Below are 23,663 nucleotides of genomic sequence, written 5' to 3' on the forward strand. Positions count from 1 at the left end.
AATGACCGGTGGCGAGGTAGAAGGGGCGCGCCACTTCGGCCCGCCAGTCGAGAACGAGGGGTGTGCGCTCGGCGTCGTCCTGCCTGATTCCGATACGGCCGATGTGGTGGTCGCGTCCGTCGGAGAACTCGAGCCGGCCGAAACAGAGACCGTTCTCGCCCGAGTTCAGAGCGGAAAGCAGACCGGACTGTTCGGATACGAGCACATCGCGCTCCAGGCGTGCCTGAAAGCCGTTGCCGCCTTCGCCGAGCGCCGCCTGGACGGCGTGTTCGGCCTGGTAGCGCAGGTCGTCGAGGCGCGCGTAGAGCCCGGTGATGAATTGCTGCTCATTCCGGAATTCTTCGGTTGACAATTCCACTCCTGACGCGATACAGTGTCCTCGTAAGCTTCTTCACGTCATTGATTGAGCCCAGACGTGAAACAACCAATATACGCAGACGAATACCCCGGCCGCCAATGGGACCGGGGTATTTTTGCGTCCGAAGTCGAACCCGGGGAGCCGGAAACCGGGGGGCCGACCCGTCAGGCGGCCGGGGTCGCGGTCGTTGCCGGGGCCTCGTCCAGTTCCCAGGCGTGGCGCTTGAACTCCCGGACGAAGTCGGCGTGGTCCTCCCACTGGCGGGCGACGCCGCGCAGCACGTCCCAGTGGTGCTCGACCGACTGGTCGATCGCGCGGCGCAGCGCCGGCTCGGCCGTCTCGCGCTTCTCGATGAGCCCCTTGACCGCGGAGGCCTCCAGCACCGCGTTGCGCAGCGCCCGCAGTGCCCGGGAGGTGTCGTCCATCCCGAAGCCGTTGTCGCTGCCGGTCTCCTCGGCGAAGAGGGGGGTGAGGCGCGCCTCGATGAACGCGGTGATGCGCTCGAAGTGCCGTACGTCCATCGGGGGACTCCATTCCTGCCGCACGACTGACCGGCCGTGCACGTCGGGTGGCCGGATACCGGCTCCCGGCAATTGTCCAGGCGCGGTCCGCCCCACCGGGACGCGGGGGGGCGGATCCGGTGCCGGACGAACGGACGCGCGGGTGGCGGCGCCGACTGCCGTCACCCGCGTGGATCCTCCGGCCGGGCCGGTCAGGTGTTGATGCAGGTGTTGCCGGCGGCCGGGTTGAGCAGTCCGATGATGTTCACCGAGTTCCCGCACACGTTGATCGGGATGTGGATGGGAACCTGGACCACGTTGCCCGAGAGCACGCCCGGCGAGCCCACGGCGACGCCGTGCGCCTCGGCGTCGGCGGAGGCGACGGAGGCTCCGCCGAGGAGCAGGGCGCCGGCGGCGAGGGCGAGTGCGGCGCTCTTGAGAACACGCGACATCAGATGTCTCCTTCTGATTCCAGCGATGTGCCGGGAGGCACATCGCACGGCCTTGGTCAGGTCCGCACCTCTTCCTTCGTCCTCCGGAGCCGCTCAGGACTGTCTCCAGCGGCTCTTTCCCTCGAAGGGATGACCCTGGCGGGCGCATTGGCGGGCAGGCGGACCAATCCGCCCTGCCGCCACGAACGGTCGTTCATGCGGTGGATGTACGAATAGCGTCGTGGCTCACAGCGTGCGGACCCGCTGGTCGCGCAACTGGTAACGCGCCGCGACCACGGCCAGCTTGCCGGTTTCGATGCGGCGCGCGATGTCGGGCTCGGCCGCCAGGAGCCCGCGGGTGCGGCGGGCGTGGGCGTCGATCGTGGCGTCGACGCGGGCCTCGCCGTGCCGGTCGCGGTCGATGGAGGGCCTGATCTGCTCGGCCAGGTACTGGATGTGGGCGGGCAGTTGCTCTCCCGTCTCGTCCGCGTGGACCGCGGCGCCGACGGCTCCGCACGACTGGTGGCCGAGCACCAGCACCAGCGGGACGTCCAGTTCCAGGACCCCGTACGCGATGCTGCCGAGCACCGCCTCGTCCAGCACCTCGCCCGCGGAGCGCACCGTCAGCAGGTCGCCGAGCCCCTGGTCGAAGACGAGTTCGGGCGGCACGCGGGAGTCGACGCAGCCCAGCACGATCGCGAACGGGTGCTGGGACTCGGTGAGCCGCAGGCGTACGGACGGGGATTCGTGCGGGTGTTCCTGGCGGTACGTCGCCCAGCGCCTGTTGCCGGCCGCCAGCCGGCGCATCGCCTCCTGCGGGGTGACGGGGCGGCTGTCGGTCACGGGTTGTGCGCCGGCGGGGAAGGCGGAGCCGAGGGCGAGGACGGAGCCCGCCGCGGCCGTGCCCGCCAGTGCGGTGCGCAGGAGCCCGCGGCGCGACGGCGAACTGATGGCTGAAGTCTGTATGTTCGAATGCATTGGGGGAAGCTATCCCCGGATCCCGGGTCCGGCCGGGCGCGGTCCGGAGAATGGCGGGATCCGCCCAGGAGCGGGCTCGTTCACCACCGGCCGTGTCTCACGCTCCGGACGGGCGCACCGAACCCGGACCCGTTCGCCGGAGTTTCACCGACAGGCCCCGCGCCGCACACCGGATGGTGGCCAACAGCGGGAAAACTGGCCCGGGGACGCTCCTGCGGTCCCGTCGGGCACACCGGATCGGGAGCGCGGATGAGCGGGCTGGGCCGACGTGGATTCCTCACCGGCGCCGGGATCCTCGGATGGCGGGCGGCCACGGGCACCGCGGCCGCGGCCACGCGGGCGGCGCTCGACGCCGTCAGCGCGGCGGGGTACGTCGAGGTGCAGTTGCTGCACATCACGGACCTGCACGGCTATCTCGGCGCCGCCCCGGCCCGGGACTCCGTCATCACCGGCGCCGGTGGCGCGAAGTACACCGTCGGCGGGGTCGCGTACATGGCCACGCACCTGAAGCGGCTGCGGGCCGGGCGGGAGCACTCCTTCTTCTTCGCGCCCGGAGACCTCTTCTCGGGCTGGGAGTTCCCCGCCTTCACCCTGTCCGACGAGCCCACGATCGAGGCGCTCAACCGGCTCGGGCTGGACTTCGCGACGGCCGGGAACCACGAGTTCGACCGCACCCCCGGCTTCCTCGTCCAGCACATGGAGCAGGGCGTCCCGTACGAGGGGGCCGGCCTGACCAACTCGTTCCCCGACTCGCGGGGGCAGGTGTTCCACGGCGCCGACTTCCGCTACTACAGCGCCAATGCCGTGTCCGGTCCTGCGGGGGCGACGGTGCTGCCCCCGTACAACATCGAGTGGGTACCGGCGCCGGACGGGCGGCAGTTGCCCATCGGCTTCATCCATCTGACCGCCCTGGGCTCGGAGGGCTTCCCGAACTCCTTCCAGCCCGGCCTGACGACACTGGACGAGCTGTCCGCCGCCAACCGCTGCGCGGCGGAGCTGAAGGCCCGCGGAGTGCGCGCCATCGTCCTCAGCATGCACGACGGGGCGACGGCCGGGACCGACTTCGACTCCGGCAGCGATCCGAGCGGACCGGCGTACGAGCTGGCGCTGCGCGTGTCCCCGGACATCGACGCCATCGTGACCGGGCACTGGCACTCCGCCTTCAACATGATGCTGCCCGACCCGGCGGGGCGGCCGCGGCCGTTCGTCGAGGCCGGCTGCCACGGGCAGCTCGTGGGGGAGATCAACCTGCGTCTCGACCCGGTGACCGGGGCGGTGGTCCGCGAGCTGACCACCTCGGCCAACCACCCCAACACCCGGGACGTGACGCCCGATCCGGAACTGCGGGAGGTGGTGGACCACTGGCAGGGCTACGCGGCGCGGAACGCCGCGAGGACCATCGGCCGCCAGCGCGCCTCCTTCCGCCGCACCCTCTCGCCGGCCGGCGAGAGCACGATGGGCAACCTGGTGGCCGACTGGGCGCTGTGGGCGGCCGGTCAGGCGCCGGACTCCTTCGACACCAGCCCCCGCGCCGATCACGGGCCGACGGACCTCGCCCTGATCGCGCTGGCCCCGCGGATCGGCCGGAGCGTCGTCAACACCGACCTGCTCCTCGGGTCCGCCGCGGAGGCACCGGTCAGCTTCGAGCGGGCCTGGCGGGCCGTCGGGTACGGGAACCCGCTGGTCTCCGCGACGGTCAGCGGGCGGCAGTTGCACGACGCCCTGGAGCAGCAGTGGGCACTGGACGCCCGCGGACTGCTGACGTACGCCCCGCTGGCGGTCTCGGGGAACGTCCGGTACTCCTTCGACCCGGCGGGGCCCGTCGGCGACCGGGTGGCTCCGGCCGACGTGCTCATCGGCAGCGCCGCGCTGCGGCCGGACGGCGCGTACCGGCTGGTGACCACCTCGTACACCTTCACAGGGCAGGACGGGTACCCGGCGCTCGGCGGCTTCCGGGATCCGGTCCGCCACCGGCGCGACATGGAGAGCTTCGTCGCGTACGTCGCCGAACTCGGGACGCTGCGGGCGGTGTCGACCGGCCGGGTCACCGCCAAGGGCACCGCCGCCTCCCCCGGGCTCCCGGCGCAACTGATCGCGCCGTCCGAGCCGGTGCCGTCGCTGCCGACGCCCGTGGCGGCCGCCGAGGAGGCCGCCCGCGACACCGGGCGGCGGCCGGTCTGCTGACCCCGTGCCGGGCGGCGCGCGGAGCCCCGTACGGGGATAGCCTCGGTCCATGGATGAGCTGAACGGGGTACAGATCATCGCCTTCGCGGACGCGCGGGCGTTCGAGGACTGGCTGGCCGAACACCACACGCGCCACGAGGGGGTGTGGATCAAGATGGCCAAGAAGAAGTCGGGCATCGCGAGCGTCTCCGACGACGAGGTGGTCGACATCGGACTCTGCTACGGCTGGATCTCCGGGCAGCGGCGCTCCCTCGACGGGCAGTACTACTTGCAGAAGTACGTACCGCGCAGGCCCAGGAGCCTGTGGTCCCAGGTGAACGTGGAGAAGGTCGCTGAGCTGACGGCGGCGGGCCGCATGCGCGAACCCGGCCTGGCCGAGGTGCGCAAGGCCCGGGAGGACGGCCGGTGGGCGGCGGCCTACGAGTCGCAGAGGTCCGCGACCACGACCGTGCCGCCGGACGTCGTGGCGGCGCTGGAGGAGCATCCGGAGGCCAAGGAGGCCTTCGAGGCGCTGGATCGGACCGGACGCTACCTGGTGATGCTGCCGGTGCTCCAGGCCCTGACGCCGGAGGCCCGGCAGGCGCGGCTCGACAAGGCCCTGCGACTGCTCGCGAGCGGCCGGGAGCGCGGGTGACCGGAGTTCTCCGGGACCCCCGCCGGCGGGGGGACTCGTACCCCGTTGAACGGATTGGACAAGCGGTCGATGTTACGAACACGATGGGGCCGCTAGATCGCGGCTGCGCAGGGGGGCAAACCGCTCATGTTGTGAACTCCCTCAGCTCCGGCCGTTTCGTCCCCGTTTGAGACCCTGGAGAGACTTCGCCATGAGCTTCGGCGATCCGAACAACCCGTACAGCCAGCAGCCTCCGCAGGGGCAGCCCGGATACCCGCCCCAGGGTCAGCCCGGATACCCGCAGCAGGCGCCGCAGGGCGTCCCCCCGCAGTACGGCTACCCGCAGCAGGCGCCGCCGCCGTACGGCGCGTACCCGCCGGCTCCGGGCATGCCCGGGATGCCCGGCATGCCGGGTACCGGAATGCCGCCGCTGGCCCACTGGGGCCTGCGCGTCGGGGCGTACCTGCTCGACCTCCTGATCATCGCGGGTCCGATGTACGCGCTGGGCTTCATCGACCTCGCCATGGCCGAGGACGCGGCCACCGCGGACCCCGGCGTCTTCTTCTTCATCGGCGTGATCTACGCCATCGGCATGGGCTTCTTCCAGCTCTACAAGGAAGGCTCCACCGGCCAGACGATCGGCAAGAAGGTCGTGGGCATCAGCCTGCGCAACGAGGCCGACGGCAGCACGCTCGGCTTCGGCAAGGCGTTCCTGCGCAAGCTGGCGCACATCGTCGACGGCCTGCCCTGCTACCTCGGCTGGCTGTGGCCGCTGTGGGACGCGAAGAAGCAGACCTTCGCCGACAAGATCTGCAGCACCGTCGTCATCAAGGTCGACAAGGGCTGAGCAGCAGTCCGCAGACAGGGGCCCGTCCGGTTTCGGACGGGCCCCTGCCCTTTGTCCGGGGACGGGGCGGGACGGGTGGGGCCTGAGCGGGCCGACGGCGGGCCGGTGCGGGCCGCCAGGGGAACCACCTGGGCTCAAGTGCCGTGCGAGCCGGGTCCGGTGCACTCGCGGCGCAACACATGTGCGAAGAACGGCCGTGTGCACCCATACCCAGGAGGACATCCCATGGTCACCAGACGACGCGTGATCGGCGGTGCCATCGCCGCGACCGGAGGCACCCTGATAACCGGCGGCGCGCTGTTGCCGCTGGTCAACGCCCGGACGGCGGAGGCGGCCTCCGCGGCGCCGGTGGCGGTGCCGGCTCCGTTCACCGTGAAGATGCCCCGGCTGCCGGTGCTCTCGCCGATCTCCACGTGGGGCGGGCAGGACACGTACGCCGTCACCATCAAGGAAGTCGACCGGGAGATCCTCCCCGGGGTGCAGACGAAGGTGCTGACCTTCAACGGGCACTTCCCGGGGGCGGTGATGCGCGCGCGGAGCGGGCGCAAGGTCGTCGTCCGGCACCGCAACACGCACGACATGCCGGTCTCCATCCACCTGCACGGCGCCAACGTGCCGCCGGAGGAGGACGGCGGGCCCATGGACACCTTCGGGCCGGGCACCTCGCGCACGTACACCTACCTCAACGAGCAGCCGAACGCGGCGCTGTGGTTCCACGACCACGCCCACCACATGGAGTCCGAGCACGTCTACCGCGGGCTGTCGGCCACCTACCTGCTCTCGGACGAGACCGAGCGCGCCCTGCCGCTGCCGTCCGGGCAGTACGAGGTGCCGATCGCGCTGCGCGACGCACGGTTCGACGAGGCCGGGCAGCTCGTCTACGTCATGGGCGACGCGTTCGGGCGCAGCACGATCCTCGCCAACGGGAAGCCGAGCCCGTACTTCGAGGTCGCGGCGCGCAAGTACCGCTTCCGCCTCCAGAACTCCTCCAACCAGAGGTTCTTCCAGCTGCGCCTGTCGGACGGCGGCGAGATGATCCAGATCGGGTCGGACGGCGGCCTGCTGGAGAGCCCGTTCCCGACCAACTCGATCGGGCTGTCGTCCGGCGAGCGGGCGGACGTGGTCATCGACTTCTCCCGCTACCCGGTGGGCACGAAGATCGTCCTGGAGAACACCCTGGGTCCGGGTTCGCCGGACCTGGTGGGCAAGGTGCTGCGCTTCGACGTCGTACGGACCGCCGCCGACCCCAGCCGCGTGCCGGCCACGCTGCGCACGCTGCCGGCGGTCGCCTCGCTGCCGGCGCCTGCGGTGCAGCGCACGATCGTGATGAGCGTGGACGAGGACGGCCGCCCTGAGCCGCGGGGGCTCATGGACGGGCAGGTCTGGGACCCGGACCGGATCGACCAGACGGTCGCGTTCGGCACCTCGGAGGTCTGGACGGTCACCAACGCCAACAAGTTCGTCCCGCACAACTTCCACATGCACCTGCTGCAGTTCCGGGTTCTGGAGCGCAACGGGGTGCCGGTGGCACCGGGCGAGGCGGGGCTGAAGGACACCGTGCGGGTGATGCCGGGCGAGACGGTGAAGCTGCACGCCACCTTCAACACGTACAAGGGGACGTACGTGTACCACTGCCACATGCTGGACCACTCGGCGATGGGCATGATGGCGAACTTCCGCGTGCGCTGAGGCGGTTGGGTCCGGGTCGGGGGCGAAAGGTTTCTGCCCCGACCCGGCCCCGCGCCCGTTGCCCGTTGCCCCCGGCAGCCGCCATGGGCCACCATCGACGGCCTCGCAGCCGTCCACCTGAGCCGATGCGGTGCAGCCCCGGCCGGCCCGTGCGCCGTGCCGGTGGTGCTCGGGGGCGTCGACCTGTTCGGGTATCCGGCGGCCGAGGTGCTGGCCGCCGTGGAGCCGGATCCGCACCACGCCGTGAGGCTGCGGGCGGCACCGTCCCCGACCGGCTACCTGTCGGCAGTGGAGCCCTCGACCCCGTGAGCGGCGCCGCCCGGGGCGGTATCGCCGATCGCCCGCGAACCCGCCCCGACATATGTAGAGTTGGGGCCATGAGGATGACGCCCCAACTGGAGTGCGTCCTGCGGTTCTTCCTGGAGGAACCCGGGGCGCGGCGCTACGGGTACGAAGTCATGAAGGCGACACAGCTGGCGAGCGGCACCGTCTACCCCCTGTTCGCCCGGCTGCAGGACAGCGGCTTGGTGGTCTCCGCGTGGGAGACCCCGGCAGACGAGGGCCAGCGGCCCCGCCGCTACTACCAGCTCACGGGCGAAGGCGTGCAGGTCGCGCGACTCGAACTGGCCCACCTCACGCAGAAGAGGCACTCCGGCGCACCCGGCACCGCCCGTCCCGCGGCGGGAACCGCCGGATGAGCCGCCCGGTCCGCCCCGACGCCCTGCCGCTGCGGCTGGGTGAGTACGTGCTCCGCAGGGCGTGCGGGATGATGGCGAACTCCGGTCGCGCCAAGGACGAGGCGGCGGAGCGCGACGAGCGCGAGCAGGACTGGTGCGCCGAACTCGCGGCCGTACACGCGGATCCGGACTTCCCGTCCACCCTGGCCAGGGCGTCACGGACGCTCCGCTTCGCCTTCGGCCTGTTCTGGTACGCCACCCGCGCGAGCACTGCGCGGAACCTGTCGGACGACGGCCGGTACGCCCCCTCCTCGGGGAACCCCATCGGCATCGCGGTCCTGGCCATGCTCGCCGGCGCGGTCGGCGCCGTCGCAGGGGGCGTCGGCGGAGCCTTCACCGGCGGCCCCATGGGGGCGTTCGCCGGCTTCTGGACGGGCGGCGTCGGCGGTCTCACCGCAGGGGGCGCCCTGGCGTCGGCGCGCAGCTACGGCAGTGGCAGGGTCGCCGTCCGCGCACTGCTCGTCCTGCTCGCCCCCCTGCCCTCCGCAGTCCCGGCCGTGCCGGTCGGCGCGGCCATCGGCGCCGCCACGGGCTTCGTCGGCGGGCTGTACGGCGGCGCCGTCGGAGCCGCCGGTACCGTCCTCCTGGCCGTGGTCGGGATGATCATGACGAGCGTCCAGGAGCGACGCGATGCACGGCGGGCGGTCCACGGTTGAGCCGTCCCGCCGCATGCGGCCTCGTCCCGCTCTTCGCCGCCCACAACTCTACATATGTCGCCTGGGCTTTCCGGGCGTCACACCCCGCTCGAACCCGGCACTCCCTGGAGGCGTAACGCATGCCGCGCGACCCGATGGACAGGAATCGCCCCACCCCTCCGGACGAGCCGTTCGACCTCTACGGCCTGGTCCTGCTCGCACTGACCGCCGCGACCGTGTACGTCGCCTACCGCAATCCGGCATTCGGTGCGGCCCTCACCGTCGGCGTGCTGGTTCTGCTCGCCCTGCACACCCTGGTGAAGCGCCGGTGACCCGGCGGCCGCCCGCGCCCGAGGGGCGGGCGGCCGCCGGGTGCGGCGTCAGGGCTTCGGGAGGGTGCAGCCCGGGCGGGCCAGGTCGATCTTGTTGCCCGGGGCGATGCACGGGACGATCGTGTACGTCTCCTGGGCGTAGTTGATGCCCCGGCGGACCGTCACGTTGCCGCTCTCGTCGACCTCGCACGGGTTGTTGTCCGTGCAGCGCTGACCGTCCTCGTTGCCCGTGTTGTTGACGGCGACGACCTTGCCGGTCGTCGTGTCGATCACGGGCGACCCGGAGGTGCCGCCGATGGTGTTGCAGGACGAGGTGTAGCGGACCGAGTCCTTCCAGGTCCACTCGCCCTCCTTCAGGCGGTACGCGAACCCGTCGATGTTGCAGCTGTAGGTCCGCTTCCAGTACCCGGACACCACCTTGATCGCCGAACCCTGCGCCGGGTGGGCGTCGTTGAGGGTCAGCGCGCTGATGCCGTACTGGCTCTGGATCTGCGCGTACGTCTTGGTCAGCTGGTAGATCGAGATGTCCGTGTCGGTCATCGTCGCGTACGAGATCTTGCTGGCCCGCAGCGTCGCGACCTTGGAGCCCGACGCGTTGAGCAGCGAGAAGGAGCGGCTGGACGCCTGGTCCTTGATGACCTCGCCGGCCGCCGGGAAGCCGGTCTCCAGACAGTGGCCGTTGGACAGGACGAGGGCCGGGTCGCCCGGCTGGGAGCCGGGCGCGCGGACGACGGAGCCCGAGCAGTTGCTCAGCGCGACCGTGCCGGCGAAGTTGACCGCGACGGCCTGCGCGGGCGGGCCCTGGGGTGCCGAGGCCGCGGCCGGTGCTGCCGCCGCTCCTATCAGGAGCAGCGAGAACACGGCGCCGGCGAGAGGCTTGTTCATGTGGGGGTTCCCCTCTGATGACGATCCGAACCGAAGATCCTCCGGTTGTCATGCGCATTGTTGGGATCTCGGCCCCAACTCACAAGAGGGCATGTTCAGTTGGCGTTCCGTCCACTACGGCCGTATTCCGGCTTGCGGGTTCCGCATAGCGGCCGGTACGGGGCCCGCCCGCGCGCGCGAGGCCGATCGCCTTTGCCTGCAGATCCCTTGACGGCCCCGGGGGCGGGGAGCACAGTGGCCAACGCATGCTTGAGAGCGCTCTCAAATCTGCGGGCCCCGGCCCGCGCTCCCCCCGCAACGCGCCCCACGGCGCCTCAGAGAGGTCGTCCCCCATGCGTCTGACACCCGGCAGAAAACGCCGGCCCGCCCGACGGGCCGTCATCGCCGCGCTGAGCACGATGGCGGTGGCCGCGGCGGCCGCCGCGGCCGTCACCCTGCCCGCGAGCGCCGTCGCCCCGCCGGTTCCGGCCGGCTGGTCCCAGGTGTTCCTGGACGACTTCAACGGGGCCTCGGGCTCCGGGGTGAACACCGCCGACTGGCAGTACACCACCGGCACCAGCTACCCCGGGGGACCCGCCGCCTTCGGTACCGGCGAGGTCGAGACGATGACCTCGGACCCCGCCAACGTCTCGCTCGACGGCGCCGGAAACCTGCGGATCACCCCGCGGCGGGACGCGGCCGGGAACTGGACGTCCGGCCGCGTCGAGACCAGGCGCTCCGACTTCCAGGCCCCGGCGGGCGGCAAGCTGCGCACGGAGGCCCGTATCCAGATGCCCGACGTCACGGGCGCCGCGGCCAAGGGCTACTGGCCGGCGTTCTGGATGCTGGGTGCCCCCTACCGGGGCAACTGGTGGAACTGGCCCGGGGTCGGCGAGCTGGACATCCTGGAGAACGTCCAGGGCATCAACAACGAATGGGCCACGATGCACTGCGGCACGAGCCCAGGGGGTCCGTGCAACGAGAAGTCCGGCATCGGCGGCCAGCGCGCGTGCACCGGCACCACCTGCCAGGGCGGCTTCCACACCTACGCCCTGGAGTGGGACCGGTCCACCGCCGTGGAAGAGATGCGGTTCTACCTCGACGGGGTCAACTTCCACACCGTACGGGCGAGTCAGGTGGACGCCGCGACCTGGGCCAACGCCACGAACCACGGCTACTTCATCATCCTGAACGTCGCCATGGGCGGGGAGTTCCCGGCGGCCTTCGGCGGCGGTCCCGACGCGGGCACCGAGCCGGGCCACCCGATGGTCGTGGACTACGTCTCCGTCCTGCGCTCGTCGGGCGGCAGCACCCCGCCGACGACTCCTCCCACGACGCCTCCGACCACCCCGCCGACGACTCCTCCCACCACTCCCCCGACCACCCCGCCGACCGGCAACCGTGACGCGTACTCCGCCATCCAGGCCGAGTCCTACGACGACCAGTCCGGGCTGGCCAAGGAGACCACCACCGACACGGGCGGCGGCCAGGACGTCAACGCGATAGCCAACGGCGACTGGGCCCTGTACCGCGGCGTGAACTTCGGCACGGCCGCGGCCGGGCAGTTCTACGGGCGCGTCGCCAGCGGTGCGGCCGGCGGGGTGAGCGGGCTCGTCGAGGTCCGCCTCGACAGCCGTACGAGCGCACCGGTCGGCAGTTTCTCCGTCGCGAACACCGGCGGCTGGCAGAGCTGGCGGACGGTGCCGGCGAACATCACGGGCGTCACGGGCACGCACGACGTCTACCTGACCTTCACCAGCGGCCAGCCGGCCGACTTCGTGAACGTCAACTGGTTCGACTTCGGGCACTGAACGGACCCAGGAGCGCGCTCATGAACACACCGCATCGCAGGCAGCCGAGGCAGCGTCCGCATCCGCTCCTCCGCGCGGGCCGGGTCCCCCTGGTCCTGCTGGCCGCTCTGCTCACCCTGCTGGGGGCGGTCCTGACCGCCCCCGCGCCGGTCGGCGCCGCCGCCGCGGACTACACCCAGGGGGTCACCGGGCAGGGCTCCGGCTCGGTCCGGATCTGGTTCCGGCCGACCGGCCCGGCCGGCCTGGTGGACGTCCACTACCTGCCCGGCGGAGGGCTCGGACAGCAGAACTTCCGGATGGCCGACAACGCGGGGACCTGGCAGAAGGACGTCACGGGGCTGACCGCCGGGTCCACGCTGGAGTACTGGTTCACGTACGAGAAGGGCGGGCCGCTGTACGACACCCCGCACTTCACCGCCACCGAAGACGGAACCGGGGGCGGCGGAGGAGGTGGAGGCGGAGGCGGGACCGGCAGCTTCCCGATCTCCTTCCAGAACAACACCCGCGGCGCGTACGGCGACGCTCAGATCCACGTCACCGTCCTCGGTCAGGTGACCCCAGGCCAGTGGTCGTACATGAAGCCCGACGGCTCCATGGCCCGCATCAACCACCTCGACGCCTCCGCGCCCGGCCACCTGGCCAAGAAGGGGGTCTCCTACCCCAACATGTCCTTCACCCTCGCCCAGGTGGGCGGGACCGTACCCTCCCCGCCCTCGATCCGAGGCGGCCGGATCTACGTCTCCCTCGGCTCGCCGCTCTACATCCCGGTCTCCCCCGACGACCAGGGCTGGGGCGGACCCGACCCGCGCAATCCGGCCGACCCGAACAGCGACGTGTACTACGACTGGTACGAGTACACGTACGTGTACGGCCAGGTCGCCTTCGGGGGGAACACCACCCAGGTCGACCAGTTCGGCTTCCCGATGACCTCCCGGCTGCACCAGGCCTCCAGCGGCCACGACACCACCCGGGGCATCACCCGTACCCGGTCCGAGGTCATGCAGCAGTACGCGGCGTCCGTCGGGGCCGCCTTCAGGCCGCTGCAGAACGGCTACCGGATCGTGGCGCCGCGCTCCTCCGACCTGTTCCTCGAAGGCGGTGCGCAGCAGAACCACCTGACCGCGTACATCGACCGGACCTGGGCCCACTTCACCTCCCACCCCTTCACGCTCGGCCGCCTCGGCGAGACCTTCTCCGGGCGGGTCAGCGGATCCGTCCTCACCTTCACCAAGAACGGGGCCGGCCCCTACACCTTGCGCAAGCCGACGTCGCCGGACGTGCTGGCCTGCGCGGGTGCCCTGGCTTCGGGCAACGACGTCGAGAAACAGCTCGGTGCGGAGTTCTGTGCCGCCTTCAACCGCGGTGTCGCCCTGGACACCGGGTCCTGGTACACCCCGGCGGCGTACTACGGGGGCGCGGCGAAGAACGACTACTCCGCCTTCTTCCACACCGTGGGCCTGGACCGGCGGGCCTACGGCTTCCCCTACGACGACGTCAACGACCAGTCCTCCGTGCAGATCCTCGGCAACCCGAACCCGCCGACCGGGCTGACGCTCGGCATCGGCTGGTGAACAGGCTCGTGCGGCCGGGAGCGCTCTCAGCCCTCCCGGCCGTACGGGTTACCCTGCTGTCCGGCGAGGCATCCGCCCGCGGACACGCATGAGGAGCGCACGTGCCCGAACAGCTTCCCGGTAACCGCCCCACGCTGGAGGCGGTCGCGGAGCGCGCCGGAGTGTCCCGGGCCACCGCGTCCCGCGTGGTCAACGGCGGCGAGGGCGTGCGCCCGCAGCTGGCGGACCGGGTGCGCGCGGCCGTCCGGGACCTCGGTTACGTGCCCAACCACGCGGCCCGCACCCTGGTCACCCGGCGCACCGGGGCCGTCGCGGTGATCATCGCCGAGCCGGAGATCCGGATCTTCTCCGACCCCTTCTTCTCCCGCCAGGTCCGCGGAATCAGCAAGGAGCTGACCGCGCACGACACCCAGCTGGTGCTGCTGCTGGTCGAGGACACCGGGGACTACGACCGGATCGAGCGCTACCTGGCCGGCGGCCACGTCGACGGGGCGCTGGCCTTCTCCCTGCACACCGACGACCCGCTGCCGGCGATCACCCGCCGGATCGGCATGCCCACGGTGTACGGCGGCCGCCCGGGATGGACGGGCGGCGGCGGGGACCACGGCGGGGTGGCGTACGTGGACGCGGACAACCGCGGGGGCGCGCGCGAGGCCGTGCGGTACCTGCTGTCCCGGGGGCGGCAGCAGATCGCGCACATCGCCGGGCCGCTGGACCAGACTTCGGCGACCGACCGGCTCGACGGCTACCGGGACGTCCTGCTCGACGCCGATCCGGCGCTGATCGCGGAAGGGGACTTCACCACGGCGGGCGGGGCGCGGGCGATGGCCGAGCTGCTGGAGCGCTGTCCGGGGCTGGACGCGGTGTTCGCCGCGAACGACCTGATGGCGACGGGCGCGCTCCAGGTGCTGCGCGAGCGCGGCCTGGCCGTGCCGGACGACGTGGCGCTGGTCGGCTTCGACGACGCCGAGCTGGTGGCGGAGACCGCCGATCCGCCGCTGACGACCGTACGCCAGGACATCGAGGGCATGGGCCGTCTGATGGCCCGTCTGCTGCTGCGCACCCTCGACAAGGCGCAGGTCGGGCGCAGCGTCCCGGGCTCGGTGATCACCCCGACGTCCCTGGTGCGCCGCGCCTCGGCCTGACTCGGCCGAGGCTGGAGCAGGGTCTTCCGGAGCAGGGTCTTCCGGAGCAGGGTCTTCCGGAGCAGGGTCTTCCGGAGCAGGGTCTTCCGGAGCAGGGCTTTCCGGAGCAGGGCTTTCCGGGGCCCGCCCGGAGCACGCCGACCTCTTGACGGGGGCCCGTCATGGGGTGCACGCTCCAGTCGCGTTCTGAGAGCGCTCTCAAGCAGTCGAGCGCGCCGATGCCGAGGAGGCCGTTGCATGTCCATACCCCGAGCCGTCGAGAGAGCCACGATCCGCCTCGGCGCCGTCGCCCTCGCCGGAGCCCTCCTGGCCGCCTGCGGAGCCTCCGGGCCGGACGCCGACTCCTCCGACGGCGCGGGCGGCCACATCACCCTGAGCGTCGACCTGTTCGGTGCGTTCGGCTACCAGGAGGCCGGGCTCTACGCCGAGTACGAGCAGCTCCACCCGAACATCAGGATCAAACAGACCGACACCGAGGACGAACAGGACTACTGGAAGGCGCTCCAGACCCGGCTCGCCGGCGGGGGCGGGCTCTCCGACGTCCAGGGCCTGGAGGTCGGGCGCATCGCCTCGGTCACGCAGAAGCAGTCCGACAAGTTCGTGGACCTCGCCGAGTTCGGGGCCGGCGCGCTCAAGGAGGAGTTCGCCCCCGCCAAGTGGTCGGCCGCGACCACGAAGGACGGCAAGGTGCTGGGTCTCGGCACCGATGTCGGCCCCGAGGCCATGTGCTACCGCAGCGACCTCCTGAAGGCGGCGGGCCTGCCCACCGACCGCGCCGAACTCGCCGCCCGGTGGGCCACCTGGGACGGATACCTCGAACTCGGCAGGCAGTACAAGGCGAAGGCCCCGGCCGGCAGCGCCTGGCTGGACAGCGTCGGCAGCCTGAACGCGATCATGACCGGCCAGGAGAAGGAGCGGTACTACGACGCCTCGGGCGCACTGGTCTACGAGAGCAGCCCGGCGGTCAAGGCGGCCTGGGACGCCTCGGCCAAGGCCGCCGCGGACGGGCTCAGCGCCAAGCTGGACCAGTGGTCGCCGCCGTGGAACCAGGCCTTCTCCTCCGGCTCCTTCGCCACCATGCCCTGCCCCGCCTGGATGCTCGGCTACATCAAGGGCCAGGCCGGGGAGGCGGGCAGGGGCAAGTGGGACGTCGCCAAGCTGCCCGGCGGTGCGGGCAACTGGGGCGGCTCCTACCTGGCGGTCCCCCGCGCCGCCAAGCACAAGAAGGAGGCGTACGAGCTGGTCAAGTGGCTCACCGCGCCCGAACAGCAGACCAAGCTCTTCCGCAAGCAGGGCAACTTCCCCTCCAGCACCAAGGCCATCGCGCAGGTGGCGGACGCCAAGGACCCGTACTTCTCGGACGCCCCGATCGGGCAGATCTTCGGCGACGCCGCCGAGAAGGCCCCCGTCCAGGTGCTCGGACTGCACGACAAGGACATCGCCGACCAGATCGCCAACGCGCTCGGCGAGGTCGAGCGCAAGGGCACGCCGCCGGACGCGGCCTGGTCGAACGCGAAGAAGGCCATCAAGAACGCCCTGGGCTGAGCCGCCGTGACCCTGACCGCACAGCCGCTCCCCCGGCGCGGCCGGCGGGGGAGCCTGTCCCCGTACGCCTTCCTCGCGCCGTTCTTCACCCTGTTCGCCGCCTTCGGGCTGTTCCCGCTGATCTACACGGCCTACGTCTCCCTGTACCGCGTCGAGCTCCAGACCCCCGGCGAAGCGGAGTGGCGGGGCCTCGGCAACTACACGGCGCTCTTCACCGACACGTTCTTCTGGACGGCGCTGCGCAACACCTTCACCATCGGGGTGCTCTCCACGGTGCCCCAGCTGCTGATGGCCCTCGGGCTCGCCCATGTCCTCAACTACCGTTTGCGGGCCCGGACGTTCTTCCGTACGGCGCTGCTGCTGCCGTACGCGACCTCGGTCGCCGCGGCCTCGCTGATCTTCGCGCAGCTCTTCGGGCGGGACTTCGGGCTCGTCAACCACCTCCTCGCACTGGTCGGTTTCGATCCCGTGGACTGGCAGAGCGGCACGGCGGCCTCGCAGATCGCCGTGTCGTCCATCGTCGTGTGGCGCTGGACCGGCTACAACGCGCTGATCTACCTGGCGGGCATGCAGACCATCCCGGGCGAGCTCTACGAGGCGGCAGAGGTCGACGGGGCCTCGCGCCTGCGGCAGTTCGTCCACGTGACCCTGCCCGGGCTGCGCCCGACGATCGTCTTCACCGTGGTGGTCTCGACGATCGGCGCCACCCAGCTCTTCGGGGAGCCGCTGCTCTTCGAGGGCTCGATGTCCGGGGGCATCTCACACCAGTACCAGACCCTCGGGCTGTACATGTACGAGCAGGGCTGGGGCTTCTTCCACCTGGGCCGGGCGGCGGCCATCGCCTGGGTCATGTTCCTGCTGATCGTGGCGCTGGTCGGGGTCAACGCCCTGATCGCGCGCCGCCGTTCCGGGTCCGGCACCCGGACGCGGTCGGGGTCGGGCACCGGGAAGGGGGCCGCCCGATGAGCGCTTCCGTCACCGCCGCCCGGCACCGCGGCGGGAGGCTCACCTACGCCGTACTGGTCTGCGCCGTAGTGGTCTCGGCCTTCCCGCTGTACTGGACGCTGGTCGCGGCGAGCCGGTCCAACGCCGAGCTGGCGCGGCCGGTGCCCACCCTGCTGCCCGGTCCACGCCTGCTGGACAACCTCCAGGCCGTCCTGGACGAGGCGGAGATCGGCAAGGCCCTCGTCAACTCCCTGATCGTGTCCGTCTCGATCACGGTCGGCACGGTGCTGTGCTCCACCCTCGCCGGGTTCGCGTTCGCCAAACTGCGCTTCCGGGGGCGCGGGGCGCTGCTGAGCGTGGTCGTCGCCTCCATGATGATCCCGCCGCAGCTGGGCGTGATCCCGCTCTTCATGCTCATCGTCGAACTGCACTGGGTCAACCAGCTCCAGGCCGTGGTCCTCCCCGGACTGGTCTCCGCGTTCGGGGTGTTCTTCATGCGCCAGTTCCTCGCGCAGTCGCTCCCGGACGAGTTGATCGAGGCGGCCCGGGTCGACGGGGCCTCGTACGCCCGGATCTTCTGGTCGATCGTCGTTCCGGTGGCCCGGCCGGCCATGGCGGTGCTCGGGCTGCTCACCTTCATGACGGCCTGGAACGACTTCTTCTGGCCGGTCGTCGCCCTGTCCTCGCAGGAGCCGACCGTGCAGGTCGCCCTGCGCCAGCTGGGCGGCGGCTACGTCCACGACCAGTCCGTGATCATGGCGGGCACGCTGCTCGGGACCCTGCCCGTGCTGCTGGTCTTCGGGCTGCTCGGCCGCCAGATCGTGGGCGGCATCATGCAGGGCGCGGTCAAGGGATGAAGTGCCGACACGAGCACGGTCGGGCGCGGCCGGGCCTTTCCTCCACCCCAACGGGAGTCTGTCCATGACCACCATCGACGCGTCCCCCGCCACGGGGGCGGCGGCGCGCTTTCCCGCCGGGTTCCGCTGGGGCACGGCGACCGCCGCGTACCAGATCGAGGGCGCGGCCTCGCTGTACGGGCGTACGCCCTCGATCTGGGACACCTTCAGCCGTACGCCCGGCAAGGTCCTCAACGGGGACACCGGGGACACCGCGGCCGACCACTACCACCGGATGGCCGAGGACGTGGGCCTGATGAAGCGGCTGGGGGTGAGCGACTACCGCTTCTCGGTGGCGTGGCCCCGGGTGCAGCCCACCGGGCGCGGGCCCGCCGTCCAGCGCGGCCTGGACTTCTACCGCGAGCTCGTGGACCGGCTGCTCGACGCGGGGATCCGGCCGGTCGCCACCCTCTACCACTGGGACCTGCCGCAAGAGTTGGAGGACCTCGGCGGCTGGCCGCTGCGCGGGACAGCCGAACGGTTCGCGGAGTACGCCGGGCACGTGGCCGGGGCGCTCGGGGACCGGGTGGCCGACTGGACCACCTTCAACGAGCCCTGGTGCGCCGCCTTCCTCGGGTACGCGTCCGGCGTCCACGCTCCGGGCCGCACCGATCCGGCGGCCGCGCTGCGCGCCGCACACCACTTCAACCTGGCCCACGGGCTCGGCGTACAGGCGCTGCGCTCGGTGCTCCCGCGGTCGGCGGGGGTTTCGCTGACCCTCAACCTGCACGCGGTACGGGCGCTGACGGACTCCGCGGCGGATCTGGACGCGGCGCGCCGGATCGACGCGCTGGGCAACAGGATCTTCCTCGACCCGGTCTTCCACGGGCGGCTCCCCGAGGACCTGGTCCGCGACACCGCCGGGTTGACTGACTGGGCGTTCGTACGGGACGGCGACCTGGCGGTGGCGGCCGCGCCGGTGGACTGGCTGGGGGTGAACTACTACTCCCCCACGCTGGTCGCGGCCGCCGATCCGGGCCCGCCTGCCGCGTCGGCCGCCGGGGAGCCGTCGCCGTGGCCGGGCGCGGAGGGGCGCGTGCGCTTCGTGCCCGCGCCGGGTCCCCGTACGGCCATGGACTGGCCGGTGGACGCGGACGGCCTGTACGAGCTGCTGACGCGGCTGCGGGACGAGCTGCCCGGCGTGCCGGTGCTGGTCACCGAGAACGGGGCGGCGTACGAGGACTACGCCGACCCGGAGGGCGATGTCCACGATCCGCAGCGCATCGCCTATCTGCACGGGCATCTGGCGGCCGTGCACCGGGCCATCGCGGACGGGGCGGACGTGCGCGGGTACTTCCTGTGGTCCCTGCTGGACAACTTCGAATGGGCGTACGGATACAGCAAGCGCTTCGGCATCGTGCACGTCGACTTCGCCTCGCAGCGCCGTACGTTGAAGGACAGCGCGCACTGGTACGCCGATGTCATCGCCCGGGGCGGCTTGCCGCGGTGACCCGCGGGCCGCCACCGGGCATGGTGGTGGCATGGCGGAACAGGGAGACGGCATGTGGGCGGCGGGGGCGGCCTACGAGCGCTACATGGGGCGGTGGAGCCGACTGGTCGCCCGGGAGTTCACGGACCGGCTGGGCTGCGCCGACGGGCTGCGCTGGCTGGACGTGGGCTGCGGGACCGGGGCCCTGACCGGGCGGGTGGCGGAGCGGCGGCGGCCCCGGTCGGTGCTGGGGGTGGACCGTTCGCCCGGCTACGTCGCCACGGCCCGTGGGCTCGTCCCGGGTCCCGCGTCCTTCGCCGTGGCGGACGCCCTGGCCCTGCCGGTGCGCGACGGGAGCCTGGACGTGGTCGTGAGCGGGCTTTCGCTCAACTTCCTGCCCTCGCCCGCCGCGGGGGTGGCCGAGGCGGTGCGCGCGGTGCGCCCGGGCGGGACGGTCGCCGCGTACGTGTGGGACTACGGCGGGGGCATGGGGTTCCTGCGCCGCTTCTGGGACGCCGCGCTCCGCGTGGATCCGGCGGCGGGCGCGCTGGACGAGGGGCGCCGGTTCCCGGTGTGCCGTCCCGAGCCGCTGCGGGCGCTGTGGGCGGCGGCGGGGCTGGCCGGGGTGGTGGTGGAGCCGATCGAGGTGCCCGCCGTGTTCGCCGGGTTCGCGGACCTGTGGGAGCCCTTCCTCGCCGGGCAGGGGCCCGCTCCGGGCTATGTCGCCGCCCTCGCTCCGCCCGTACGGCAGCGGCTGCGCGAGGCGCTGCGTGCGGACCTGCCCGTCCGGCCTAACGGGGCGGTGGAGCTCTCGCTGCGGGCCTGGTCCGTTCAGGGCATCAGGTCCGGGTAGCCCGCCGCGATCCGGCCCGCGGCCACCGAGAGGTCCAGGACGCGCGGGGACGCCGGGTCGGTCAGCTCCCCGGCCACGTCGCAGCGGCCCCAGCCGGTGCGGGTGGCGACCCGGAACCGGGTGGCCTCCGGCACGGTGAGGGCGAGGCGGCCTTCCCCGACCTCGGCGGTCACCCGGTCCGGCGGAGCGACGAAGTCGGCGGCGGCATGGCCGGAGCCGACGCGAAGGTCGGCCTCGGGTGAGGTGAGGGCGGTGGCTTGCAGGGTGCCGGAGCCCACGTGGGCGCGCAGCGGGCCGCGCAGCCCGGTCAGGCTGATCCGGCCGGAGTCGACTTCGGCATCGACGCTGCCGCCCAGGCCGCTGATGTGCACGCTCCCGGAGCCGGCCGTGACCTTGACCGGGATGCCGACGGGCACGCTGACCCCGAGCCGGACGGAGCAGCCGAGGCCGGAGGTCACCCAGGAGTCCTCGGCGGGGCAGTGGGGGGTGAGCCGCAGGGTGTCGCCGTGCCAGCTCTCCTCGATCGTGGGCGTCCGCAGCGACCAGCTCACTTCGGCGCGGTAGCCGACCTCCTGGTCCGCCCGGGGGGTGACGGTGACGTTCGCGGCGCCGGCCTCGATCTCCAGGGCGGTCACGAGGCGGCCGTCGCTGCCGCCGCGGAGGGCTCCGCTGCGGGTGGTGCCGTACGCGCTCGCCTGCCAGAGCACCGGAACGACGACGAGGACCGCGCCGAGCAGGGCGGCCATCGTCCAGGCGGCGCGGCGGCGGGGACGGTCGGCGCCGTTGTGCGTCACGGCGTACCGTCCAGGAAGCGCAGGACGGCGAGGACGCGGCGGTGGTCGCCGTCGGCCACGGGCAGGTCGAGCTTGGCGAAGATGTTGTTGATGTGTTTGGCCACCGCGCTCTCGCTGACGACGAGTTGCGCGGCGATGCCCGCGTTGGAGCGGCCTTCCGCCATGAGGGCCAGTACGTCGCGTTCGCGCGGGGTGAGGCGTTCGAGCGGGTCCGGGCCGCCGCCGCGGCGCAGCAGGAGCTGGGCGACGACCTGCGGGTCGAGTGCGGTGCCGCCGGCCGCGACGCGGCGCAGGGCGTCGATGAACTCCTCGACGTCGGCGACGCGTTGCTTGAGCAGGTAGCCGATGCCGGAGCCGCTCCGGCCGGCCAGCAGGTCGGCGGCGTAGCGCTCCTCGACGTACTGGGACAGCAGCAGCACCGCGGTGCCGGGGCTCTGCTGCCGGATCACGAGGGCCGCCCGCACGCCTTCGTCGGTGAAGCCGGGCGGCATCCGGACGTCCACGAGGGCGAGCTCGGGGCGGTGTTCCTCGACGGCGGCGAGCAGGGCCTCGGCGTCGCCGGTCTCGGCGGCCACCTCGAACCCGGCCATTTCGAGGACTTTGACGAGTCCGATGCGCAGCAGGACGGAATCCTCGGCGATCACGGCGCGCACGGCAGCTCCACGGTTACGGTCGTCGGGCCCCCGACGGGGCTGTCGATCATGATGGTTCCGTCGACCGACCCTACGCGCTTGCGCAGGCCCACCAGGCCCGTGCCCCCGCCCGGGTCGGCGCCGCCCACCCCGTCGTCGGTGACGGTGAGGCGCAGCAGCTCCGGTGCGGTCCGGGTGACGCGGACCGAACAGCGTTTCGCGCGGGCGTGTTTGGCGACGTTCGCGAGGGCTTCTGAGACGACGAAGTAGGCGACGGCCTCCACGGTGGGGCCCGGTCTGGTCCCGATGTCCACGGTGAGTTCGACGGGCAGGGGGGCGCGGGCGGCGATGCCGGAGAGCGCGGCGTCGAGGCCGCGGTCCTCAAGTACGGCCGGGTGCAGGCCGCGTACCAGGTTGCTGAGTTCCTCGATGGCTTCCTTCGCCTCGCGGTGGGCCTCGTCGATGACGGCCTTGGCCTCCGGCGGGAGGCCCGGGAGGGTGGCGCGGGCGATGCCGAGGTTCATGGCGAGGGCGACGAGGCGCTGCTGGGCGCCGTCGTGCAAGTCCCGTTCGATGCGGCGGCGTTCGAGGTCGGCCGCGTCGAGTACGCCGGCCCGGCTCTCGGCGAGGTCCTCGACGCGGCGCTCCAGTTCCCGGGCCCGGTTGGGGCCGAGCAGGGCGGCCGCGGCCGCGGCGTCGAGCCGGGTGAACAGGGCGGCGAGCCAGGGCGCGGTGAGCAGCAGCAGGGCGCCCGCGACGGTGACGAGGTCGTGGTCCTGGGTCCAGCCGGGGCCGACGGTGTCCGGGGGGACGGTCCAGGACCAGGCGTACACGCCGGCGCCGGCCGCGCCCGCGGCCCAGGCGAGTACGAGCAGTCCGCCGGCGGCGGCGGCCAGCGGGCTGACCAGGAAGTGGTAGCCGACCTGGCGCCAGGTCGCCTCGGAGCGCAGCCGTTCGAGGAGTCCGCGCACGCTCGCCCAGGGGTGCTCGTGCACGATCTCGGGAACGTCGAGGCCGAGCAGCGACCAGAAGCGGCTGCGCTGGAGGGTGGTGAGCAGGGGGCACAGCACGATGACGAGGAGCAGGGGCACCGGGCTGTGCCCGGGCGCCGCGACCAGGAACACGAGGCCGAGCAGGAGGGGCAGGGCGAGCGGGATCGCGGCCGCCGTGAAGGCGGTGTTGCGCCAGGCCCAGGCCGACCAGGGGCCGTGCGACGCGATCCATGTGTAAGTACGCCGCAGCGCGCCAGGACTTGCCATGTGCGTACGGTAATCGCACTGGTCGGGGTGGGCGCCACCACCCTGGTGCCCGCAGGGGGGTGTACCCAGCACCACCCCCGTTTCGGACGGTGGAGCTACTGATCTCGCGGCCCCGCGAAGCGAGTCTTGTGGTGTGCCCCGGGGGACGGACCGCCGGGCCGGAAGGAGACCGCCACCATGTCCCTCGTCGCCCCGCAGTACCGGGTCCGCCGCAGCCCGGCCGTCCGGCGCCTGCCCGCACTGGCCACCGTACTGACCGGGGCCGGGGTGGCGCTGGTGCCGTGGATGCTGGTGCTGGCGAAGACGGTGCCGCAGACGGCGGAGGTGTCCAACTGGGCCACGGCGTGGATCGGCCTGGACGTGATGCTGGCCGCGGGGCTGGCGGGCACCGGGGCGCTGCTGCGCAAGCGGGACCCGAGGGTCTCTCCGGTGGCGGCCGCGACGGCGGCGCTGCTGGTGATGGACGCCTGGTTCGACGTCACGACCTCGGCCGGGAGCGGCGGCCAGGGGACGGCACTGCTGCTGGCGTTCGCGGCGGAGGTGCCGCTGGCGGTGGTGTGCGCGGTGGTCGCGGCGCGGCGCACACAGTGAGCCGGGCCCGGACAGCGCCTCTCC

General features: G+C 72.2%; 25 protein-coding genes. 18 read left to right on the forward strand and 7 right to left on the reverse strand.

Features of this window, described 5'->3' with window-relative positions:
• Position 1: 1 nt before the first annotated feature.
• Positions 2-349, forward strand: coding sequence for a hypothetical protein (locus tag AB0M99_RS00195; protein ID WP_365915839.1), 348 nt, complete (start codon positions 2-4; stop codon positions 347-349).
• 173 nt (positions 350-522) lie between these two features.
• Here the strand turns inward: AB0M99_RS00195 and AB0M99_RS00200 are convergent, their stop codons facing one another.
• The 3 genes from AB0M99_RS00200 to AB0M99_RS00210 form a co-directional block, all read right to left on the reverse strand.
• Complete coding sequence (locus tag AB0M99_RS00200) at positions 523-879, reverse strand: hypothetical protein (protein ID WP_365915841.1); 357 nt, start codon at positions 877-879, stop codon at positions 523-525.
• A 191-nt stretch (positions 880-1,070) separates the two neighbouring features.
• Positions 1,071-1,310, reverse strand: coding sequence for a chaplin (locus tag AB0M99_RS00205; RefSeq protein ID WP_365915843.1), 240 nt, complete (start codon positions 1,308-1,310; stop codon positions 1,071-1,073).
• Between the two features lie 225 nt (positions 1,311-1,535).
• Positions 1,536-2,267 (reverse strand): carbonic anhydrase, encoded by a 732-nt coding sequence (locus tag AB0M99_RS00210; RefSeq protein WP_365915845.1) that lies wholly within the window; start codon positions 2,265-2,267, stop codon positions 1,536-1,538.
• Positions 2,268-2,516: 249 nt separating this feature from the next.
• On the opposite strand from AB0M99_RS00210, the gene AB0M99_RS00215 reads away from it, so the two are divergent.
• The 8 genes from AB0M99_RS00215 to AB0M99_RS00250 all read left to right on the forward strand — a co-directional run bounded on the left by AB0M99_RS00215 (position 2,517) and on the right by AB0M99_RS00250 (position 9,304).
• Entirely contained in the window at positions 2,517-4,451 is a 1,935-nt protein-coding gene (locus tag AB0M99_RS00215) for a 5'-nucleotidase C-terminal domain-containing protein (protein WP_365915846.1), read from the forward strand.
• Between the two features lie 49 nt (positions 4,452-4,500).
• On the forward strand, positions 4,501-5,085 hold the full coding sequence (locus AB0M99_RS00220) for a YdeI/OmpD-associated family protein (RefSeq protein ID WP_365915849.1): 585 nt from the start codon (positions 4,501-4,503) through the stop codon (positions 5,083-5,085).
• A 190-nt stretch (positions 5,086-5,275) separates the two neighbouring features.
• Positions 5,276-5,911 (forward strand): RDD family protein, encoded by a 636-nt coding sequence (locus AB0M99_RS00225; protein ID WP_365915851.1) that lies wholly within the window; start codon positions 5,276-5,278, stop codon positions 5,909-5,911.
• A 225-nt stretch (positions 5,912-6,136) separates the two neighbouring features.
• Entirely contained in the window at positions 6,137-7,600 is a 1,464-nt protein-coding gene (locus tag AB0M99_RS00230; protein WP_365915853.1) for a multicopper oxidase family protein, read from the forward strand.
• Positions 7,601-7,762: 162 nt separating this feature from the next.
• On the forward strand, positions 7,763-7,909 hold the full coding sequence (locus AB0M99_RS00235) for a hypothetical protein (protein ID WP_365915855.1): 147 nt from the start codon (positions 7,763-7,765) through the stop codon (positions 7,907-7,909).
• Between the two features lie 68 nt (positions 7,910-7,977).
• Positions 7,978-8,298, forward strand: a complete 321-nt coding sequence (locus AB0M99_RS00240) for a PadR family transcriptional regulator (protein ID WP_365915857.1) — start codon at positions 7,978-7,980, stop codon at positions 8,296-8,298.
• The gene (locus tag AB0M99_RS00245) at positions 8,295-8,993 is read left to right on the forward strand and encodes a hypothetical protein (RefSeq protein WP_365915859.1); all 699 of its coding nucleotides are present in this window, start codon (positions 8,295-8,297) and stop codon (positions 8,991-8,993) included. The genes AB0M99_RS00240 and AB0M99_RS00245 overlap by 4 nt, the downstream gene beginning before the upstream one ends.
• A 119-nt stretch (positions 8,994-9,112) precedes the next feature.
• Entirely contained in the window at positions 9,113-9,304 is a 192-nt protein-coding gene (locus tag AB0M99_RS00250; protein ID WP_365915860.1) for a hypothetical protein, read from the forward strand.
• A gap of 48 nt (positions 9,305-9,352) precedes the next feature.
• Here the strand turns inward: AB0M99_RS00250 and AB0M99_RS00255 are convergent, their stop codons facing one another.
• On the reverse strand, positions 9,353-10,189 hold the full coding sequence (locus AB0M99_RS00255) for a serine protease (protein ID WP_365915862.1): 837 nt from the start codon (positions 10,187-10,189) through the stop codon (positions 9,353-9,355).
• Positions 10,190-10,521: 332 nt separating this feature from the next.
• Here AB0M99_RS00255 and AB0M99_RS00260 point away from each other — a divergent pair, with 332 nt between their 5' ends.
• From AB0M99_RS00260 to AB0M99_RS00295, 8 genes are all read left to right on the forward strand, one after another.
• Complete coding sequence (locus AB0M99_RS00260; RefSeq protein ID WP_365915864.1) at positions 10,522-11,979, forward strand: glycoside hydrolase family 16 protein; 1,458 nt, start codon at positions 10,522-10,524, stop codon at positions 11,977-11,979.
• 20 nt (positions 11,980-11,999) lie between these two features.
• The gene (locus tag AB0M99_RS00265; protein ID WP_365915866.1) at positions 12,000-13,550 is read left to right on the forward strand and encodes a glycoside hydrolase family 64 protein; all 1,551 of its coding nucleotides are present in this window, start codon (positions 12,000-12,002) and stop codon (positions 13,548-13,550) included.
• Between the two features lie 101 nt (positions 13,551-13,651).
• Positions 13,652-14,695 (forward strand): LacI family DNA-binding transcriptional regulator, encoded by a 1,044-nt coding sequence (locus AB0M99_RS00270; protein ID WP_365915868.1) that lies wholly within the window; start codon positions 13,652-13,654, stop codon positions 14,693-14,695.
• Positions 14,696-14,932: 237 nt separating this feature from the next.
• Entirely contained in the window at positions 14,933-16,240 is a 1,308-nt protein-coding gene (locus AB0M99_RS00275) for an extracellular solute-binding protein (RefSeq protein ID WP_365915870.1), read from the forward strand.
• Between the two features lie 6 nt (positions 16,241-16,246).
• Positions 16,247-17,206: a sugar ABC transporter permease gene (locus tag AB0M99_RS00280; protein ID WP_365915872.1), complete on the forward strand. Its 960-nt coding sequence runs from the start codon at positions 16,247-16,249 to the stop codon at positions 17,204-17,206.
• On the forward strand, positions 17,203-18,042 hold the full coding sequence (locus AB0M99_RS00285; protein WP_365915874.1) for a carbohydrate ABC transporter permease: 840 nt from the start codon (positions 17,203-17,205) through the stop codon (positions 18,040-18,042). Before AB0M99_RS00280 ends, AB0M99_RS00285 begins: the two co-directional genes overlap by 4 nt.
• A 64-nt stretch (positions 18,043-18,106) precedes the next feature.
• Entirely contained in the window at positions 18,107-19,531 is a 1,425-nt protein-coding gene (locus AB0M99_RS00290) for a GH1 family beta-glucosidase (RefSeq protein WP_365915876.1), read from the forward strand.
• Positions 19,532-19,562: 31 nt separating this feature from the next.
• Positions 19,563-20,363, forward strand: coding sequence for a class I SAM-dependent methyltransferase (locus tag AB0M99_RS00295; protein WP_365915878.1), 801 nt, complete (start codon positions 19,563-19,565; stop codon positions 20,361-20,363).
• Here the strand turns inward: AB0M99_RS00295 and AB0M99_RS00300 are convergent.
• From AB0M99_RS00300 to AB0M99_RS00310, 3 genes are read right to left on the reverse strand one after another with little or no spacing between them, the layout of a single operon-like run.
• Positions 20,342-21,157, reverse strand: coding sequence for a hypothetical protein (locus AB0M99_RS00300; RefSeq protein WP_365915880.1), 816 nt, complete (start codon positions 21,155-21,157; stop codon positions 20,342-20,344). The two genes, AB0M99_RS00295 and AB0M99_RS00300, sit on opposite strands and share 22 nt — an antisense overlap.
• Positions 21,154-21,810, reverse strand: coding sequence for a response regulator transcription factor (locus tag AB0M99_RS00305; protein WP_365915882.1), 657 nt, complete (start codon positions 21,808-21,810; stop codon positions 21,154-21,156). Before AB0M99_RS00305 ends, AB0M99_RS00300 begins: the two co-directional genes overlap by 4 nt.
• Positions 21,798-23,048 (reverse strand): histidine kinase, encoded by a 1,251-nt coding sequence (locus AB0M99_RS00310; protein WP_365915884.1) that lies wholly within the window; start codon positions 23,046-23,048, stop codon positions 21,798-21,800. The genes AB0M99_RS00305 and AB0M99_RS00310 overlap by 13 nt, the downstream gene beginning before the upstream one ends.
• Positions 23,049-23,225: 177 nt before the next feature.
• On the opposite strand from AB0M99_RS00310, the gene AB0M99_RS00315 reads away from it, so the two are divergent.
• Positions 23,226-23,639 (forward strand): LPXTG cell wall anchor domain-containing protein, encoded by a 414-nt coding sequence (locus tag AB0M99_RS00315; RefSeq protein WP_365915886.1) that lies wholly within the window; start codon positions 23,226-23,228, stop codon positions 23,637-23,639.
• Positions 23,640-23,663 lie beyond the last annotated feature (24 nt).

This window comes from Streptomyces sp. NPDC051183, from assembly GCF_040682455.1.
Lineage (GTDB): Bacteria > Actinomycetota > Actinomycetes > Streptomycetales > Streptomycetaceae > Streptomyces.

What these genes read in the sequence shown, in the direction of transcription:
- AB0M99_RS00195 (WP_365915839.1), top strand. Translation starts at nt 2, where the DNA reads ATGACCGGTGGCGAGGTAGAAGGGGCGCGCCACTTCGGCCCGCCAGTC.
- AB0M99_RS00200 (WP_365915841.1), bottom strand. Translation starts at nt 879, where the DNA reads ATGGACGTACGGCACTTCGAGCGCATCACCGCGTTCATCGAGGCGCGC.
- AB0M99_RS00205 (WP_365915843.1), bottom strand. Translation starts at nt 1,310, where the DNA reads ATGTCGCGTGTTCTCAAGAGCGCCGCACTCGCCCTCGCCGCCGGCGCC.
- AB0M99_RS00210 (WP_365915845.1), bottom strand. Translation starts at nt 2,267, where the DNA reads ATGCATTCGAACATACAGACTTCAGCCATCAGTTCGCCGTCGCGCCGC.
- AB0M99_RS00215 (WP_365915846.1), top strand. Translation starts at nt 2,517, where the DNA reads ATGAGCGGGCTGGGCCGACGTGGATTCCTCACCGGCGCCGGGATCCTC.
- AB0M99_RS00220 (WP_365915849.1), top strand. Translation starts at nt 4,501, where the DNA reads ATGGATGAGCTGAACGGGGTACAGATCATCGCCTTCGCGGACGCGCGG.
- AB0M99_RS00225 (WP_365915851.1), top strand. Translation starts at nt 5,276, where the DNA reads ATGAGCTTCGGCGATCCGAACAACCCGTACAGCCAGCAGCCTCCGCAG.
- AB0M99_RS00230 (WP_365915853.1), top strand. Translation starts at nt 6,137, where the DNA reads ATGGTCACCAGACGACGCGTGATCGGCGGTGCCATCGCCGCGACCGGA.
- AB0M99_RS00240 (WP_365915857.1), top strand. Translation starts at nt 7,978, where the DNA reads ATGAGGATGACGCCCCAACTGGAGTGCGTCCTGCGGTTCTTCCTGGAG.
- AB0M99_RS00245 (WP_365915859.1), top strand. Translation starts at nt 8,295, where the DNA reads ATGAGCCGCCCGGTCCGCCCCGACGCCCTGCCGCTGCGGCTGGGTGAG.
- AB0M99_RS00250 (WP_365915860.1), top strand. Translation starts at nt 9,113, where the DNA reads ATGCCGCGCGACCCGATGGACAGGAATCGCCCCACCCCTCCGGACGAG.
- AB0M99_RS00255 (WP_365915862.1), bottom strand. Translation starts at nt 10,189, where the DNA reads ATGAACAAGCCTCTCGCCGGCGCCGTGTTCTCGCTGCTCCTGATAGGA.
- AB0M99_RS00260 (WP_365915864.1), top strand. Translation starts at nt 10,522, where the DNA reads ATGCGTCTGACACCCGGCAGAAAACGCCGGCCCGCCCGACGGGCCGTC.
- AB0M99_RS00265 (WP_365915866.1), top strand. Translation starts at nt 12,000, where the DNA reads ATGAACACACCGCATCGCAGGCAGCCGAGGCAGCGTCCGCATCCGCTC.
- AB0M99_RS00275 (WP_365915870.1), top strand. Translation starts at nt 14,933, where the DNA reads ATGTCCATACCCCGAGCCGTCGAGAGAGCCACGATCCGCCTCGGCGCC.
- AB0M99_RS00285 (WP_365915874.1), top strand. Translation starts at nt 17,203, where the DNA reads ATGAGCGCTTCCGTCACCGCCGCCCGGCACCGCGGCGGGAGGCTCACC.
- AB0M99_RS00290 (WP_365915876.1), top strand. Translation starts at nt 18,107, where the DNA reads ATGACCACCATCGACGCGTCCCCCGCCACGGGGGCGGCGGCGCGCTTT.
- AB0M99_RS00295 (WP_365915878.1), top strand. Translation starts at nt 19,563, where the DNA reads ATGGCGGAACAGGGAGACGGCATGTGGGCGGCGGGGGCGGCCTACGAG.
- AB0M99_RS00310 (WP_365915884.1), bottom strand. Translation starts at nt 23,048, where the DNA reads ATGGCAAGTCCTGGCGCGCTGCGGCGTACTTACACATGGATCGCGTCG.
- AB0M99_RS00315 (WP_365915886.1), top strand. Translation starts at nt 23,226, where the DNA reads ATGTCCCTCGTCGCCCCGCAGTACCGGGTCCGCCGCAGCCCGGCCGTC.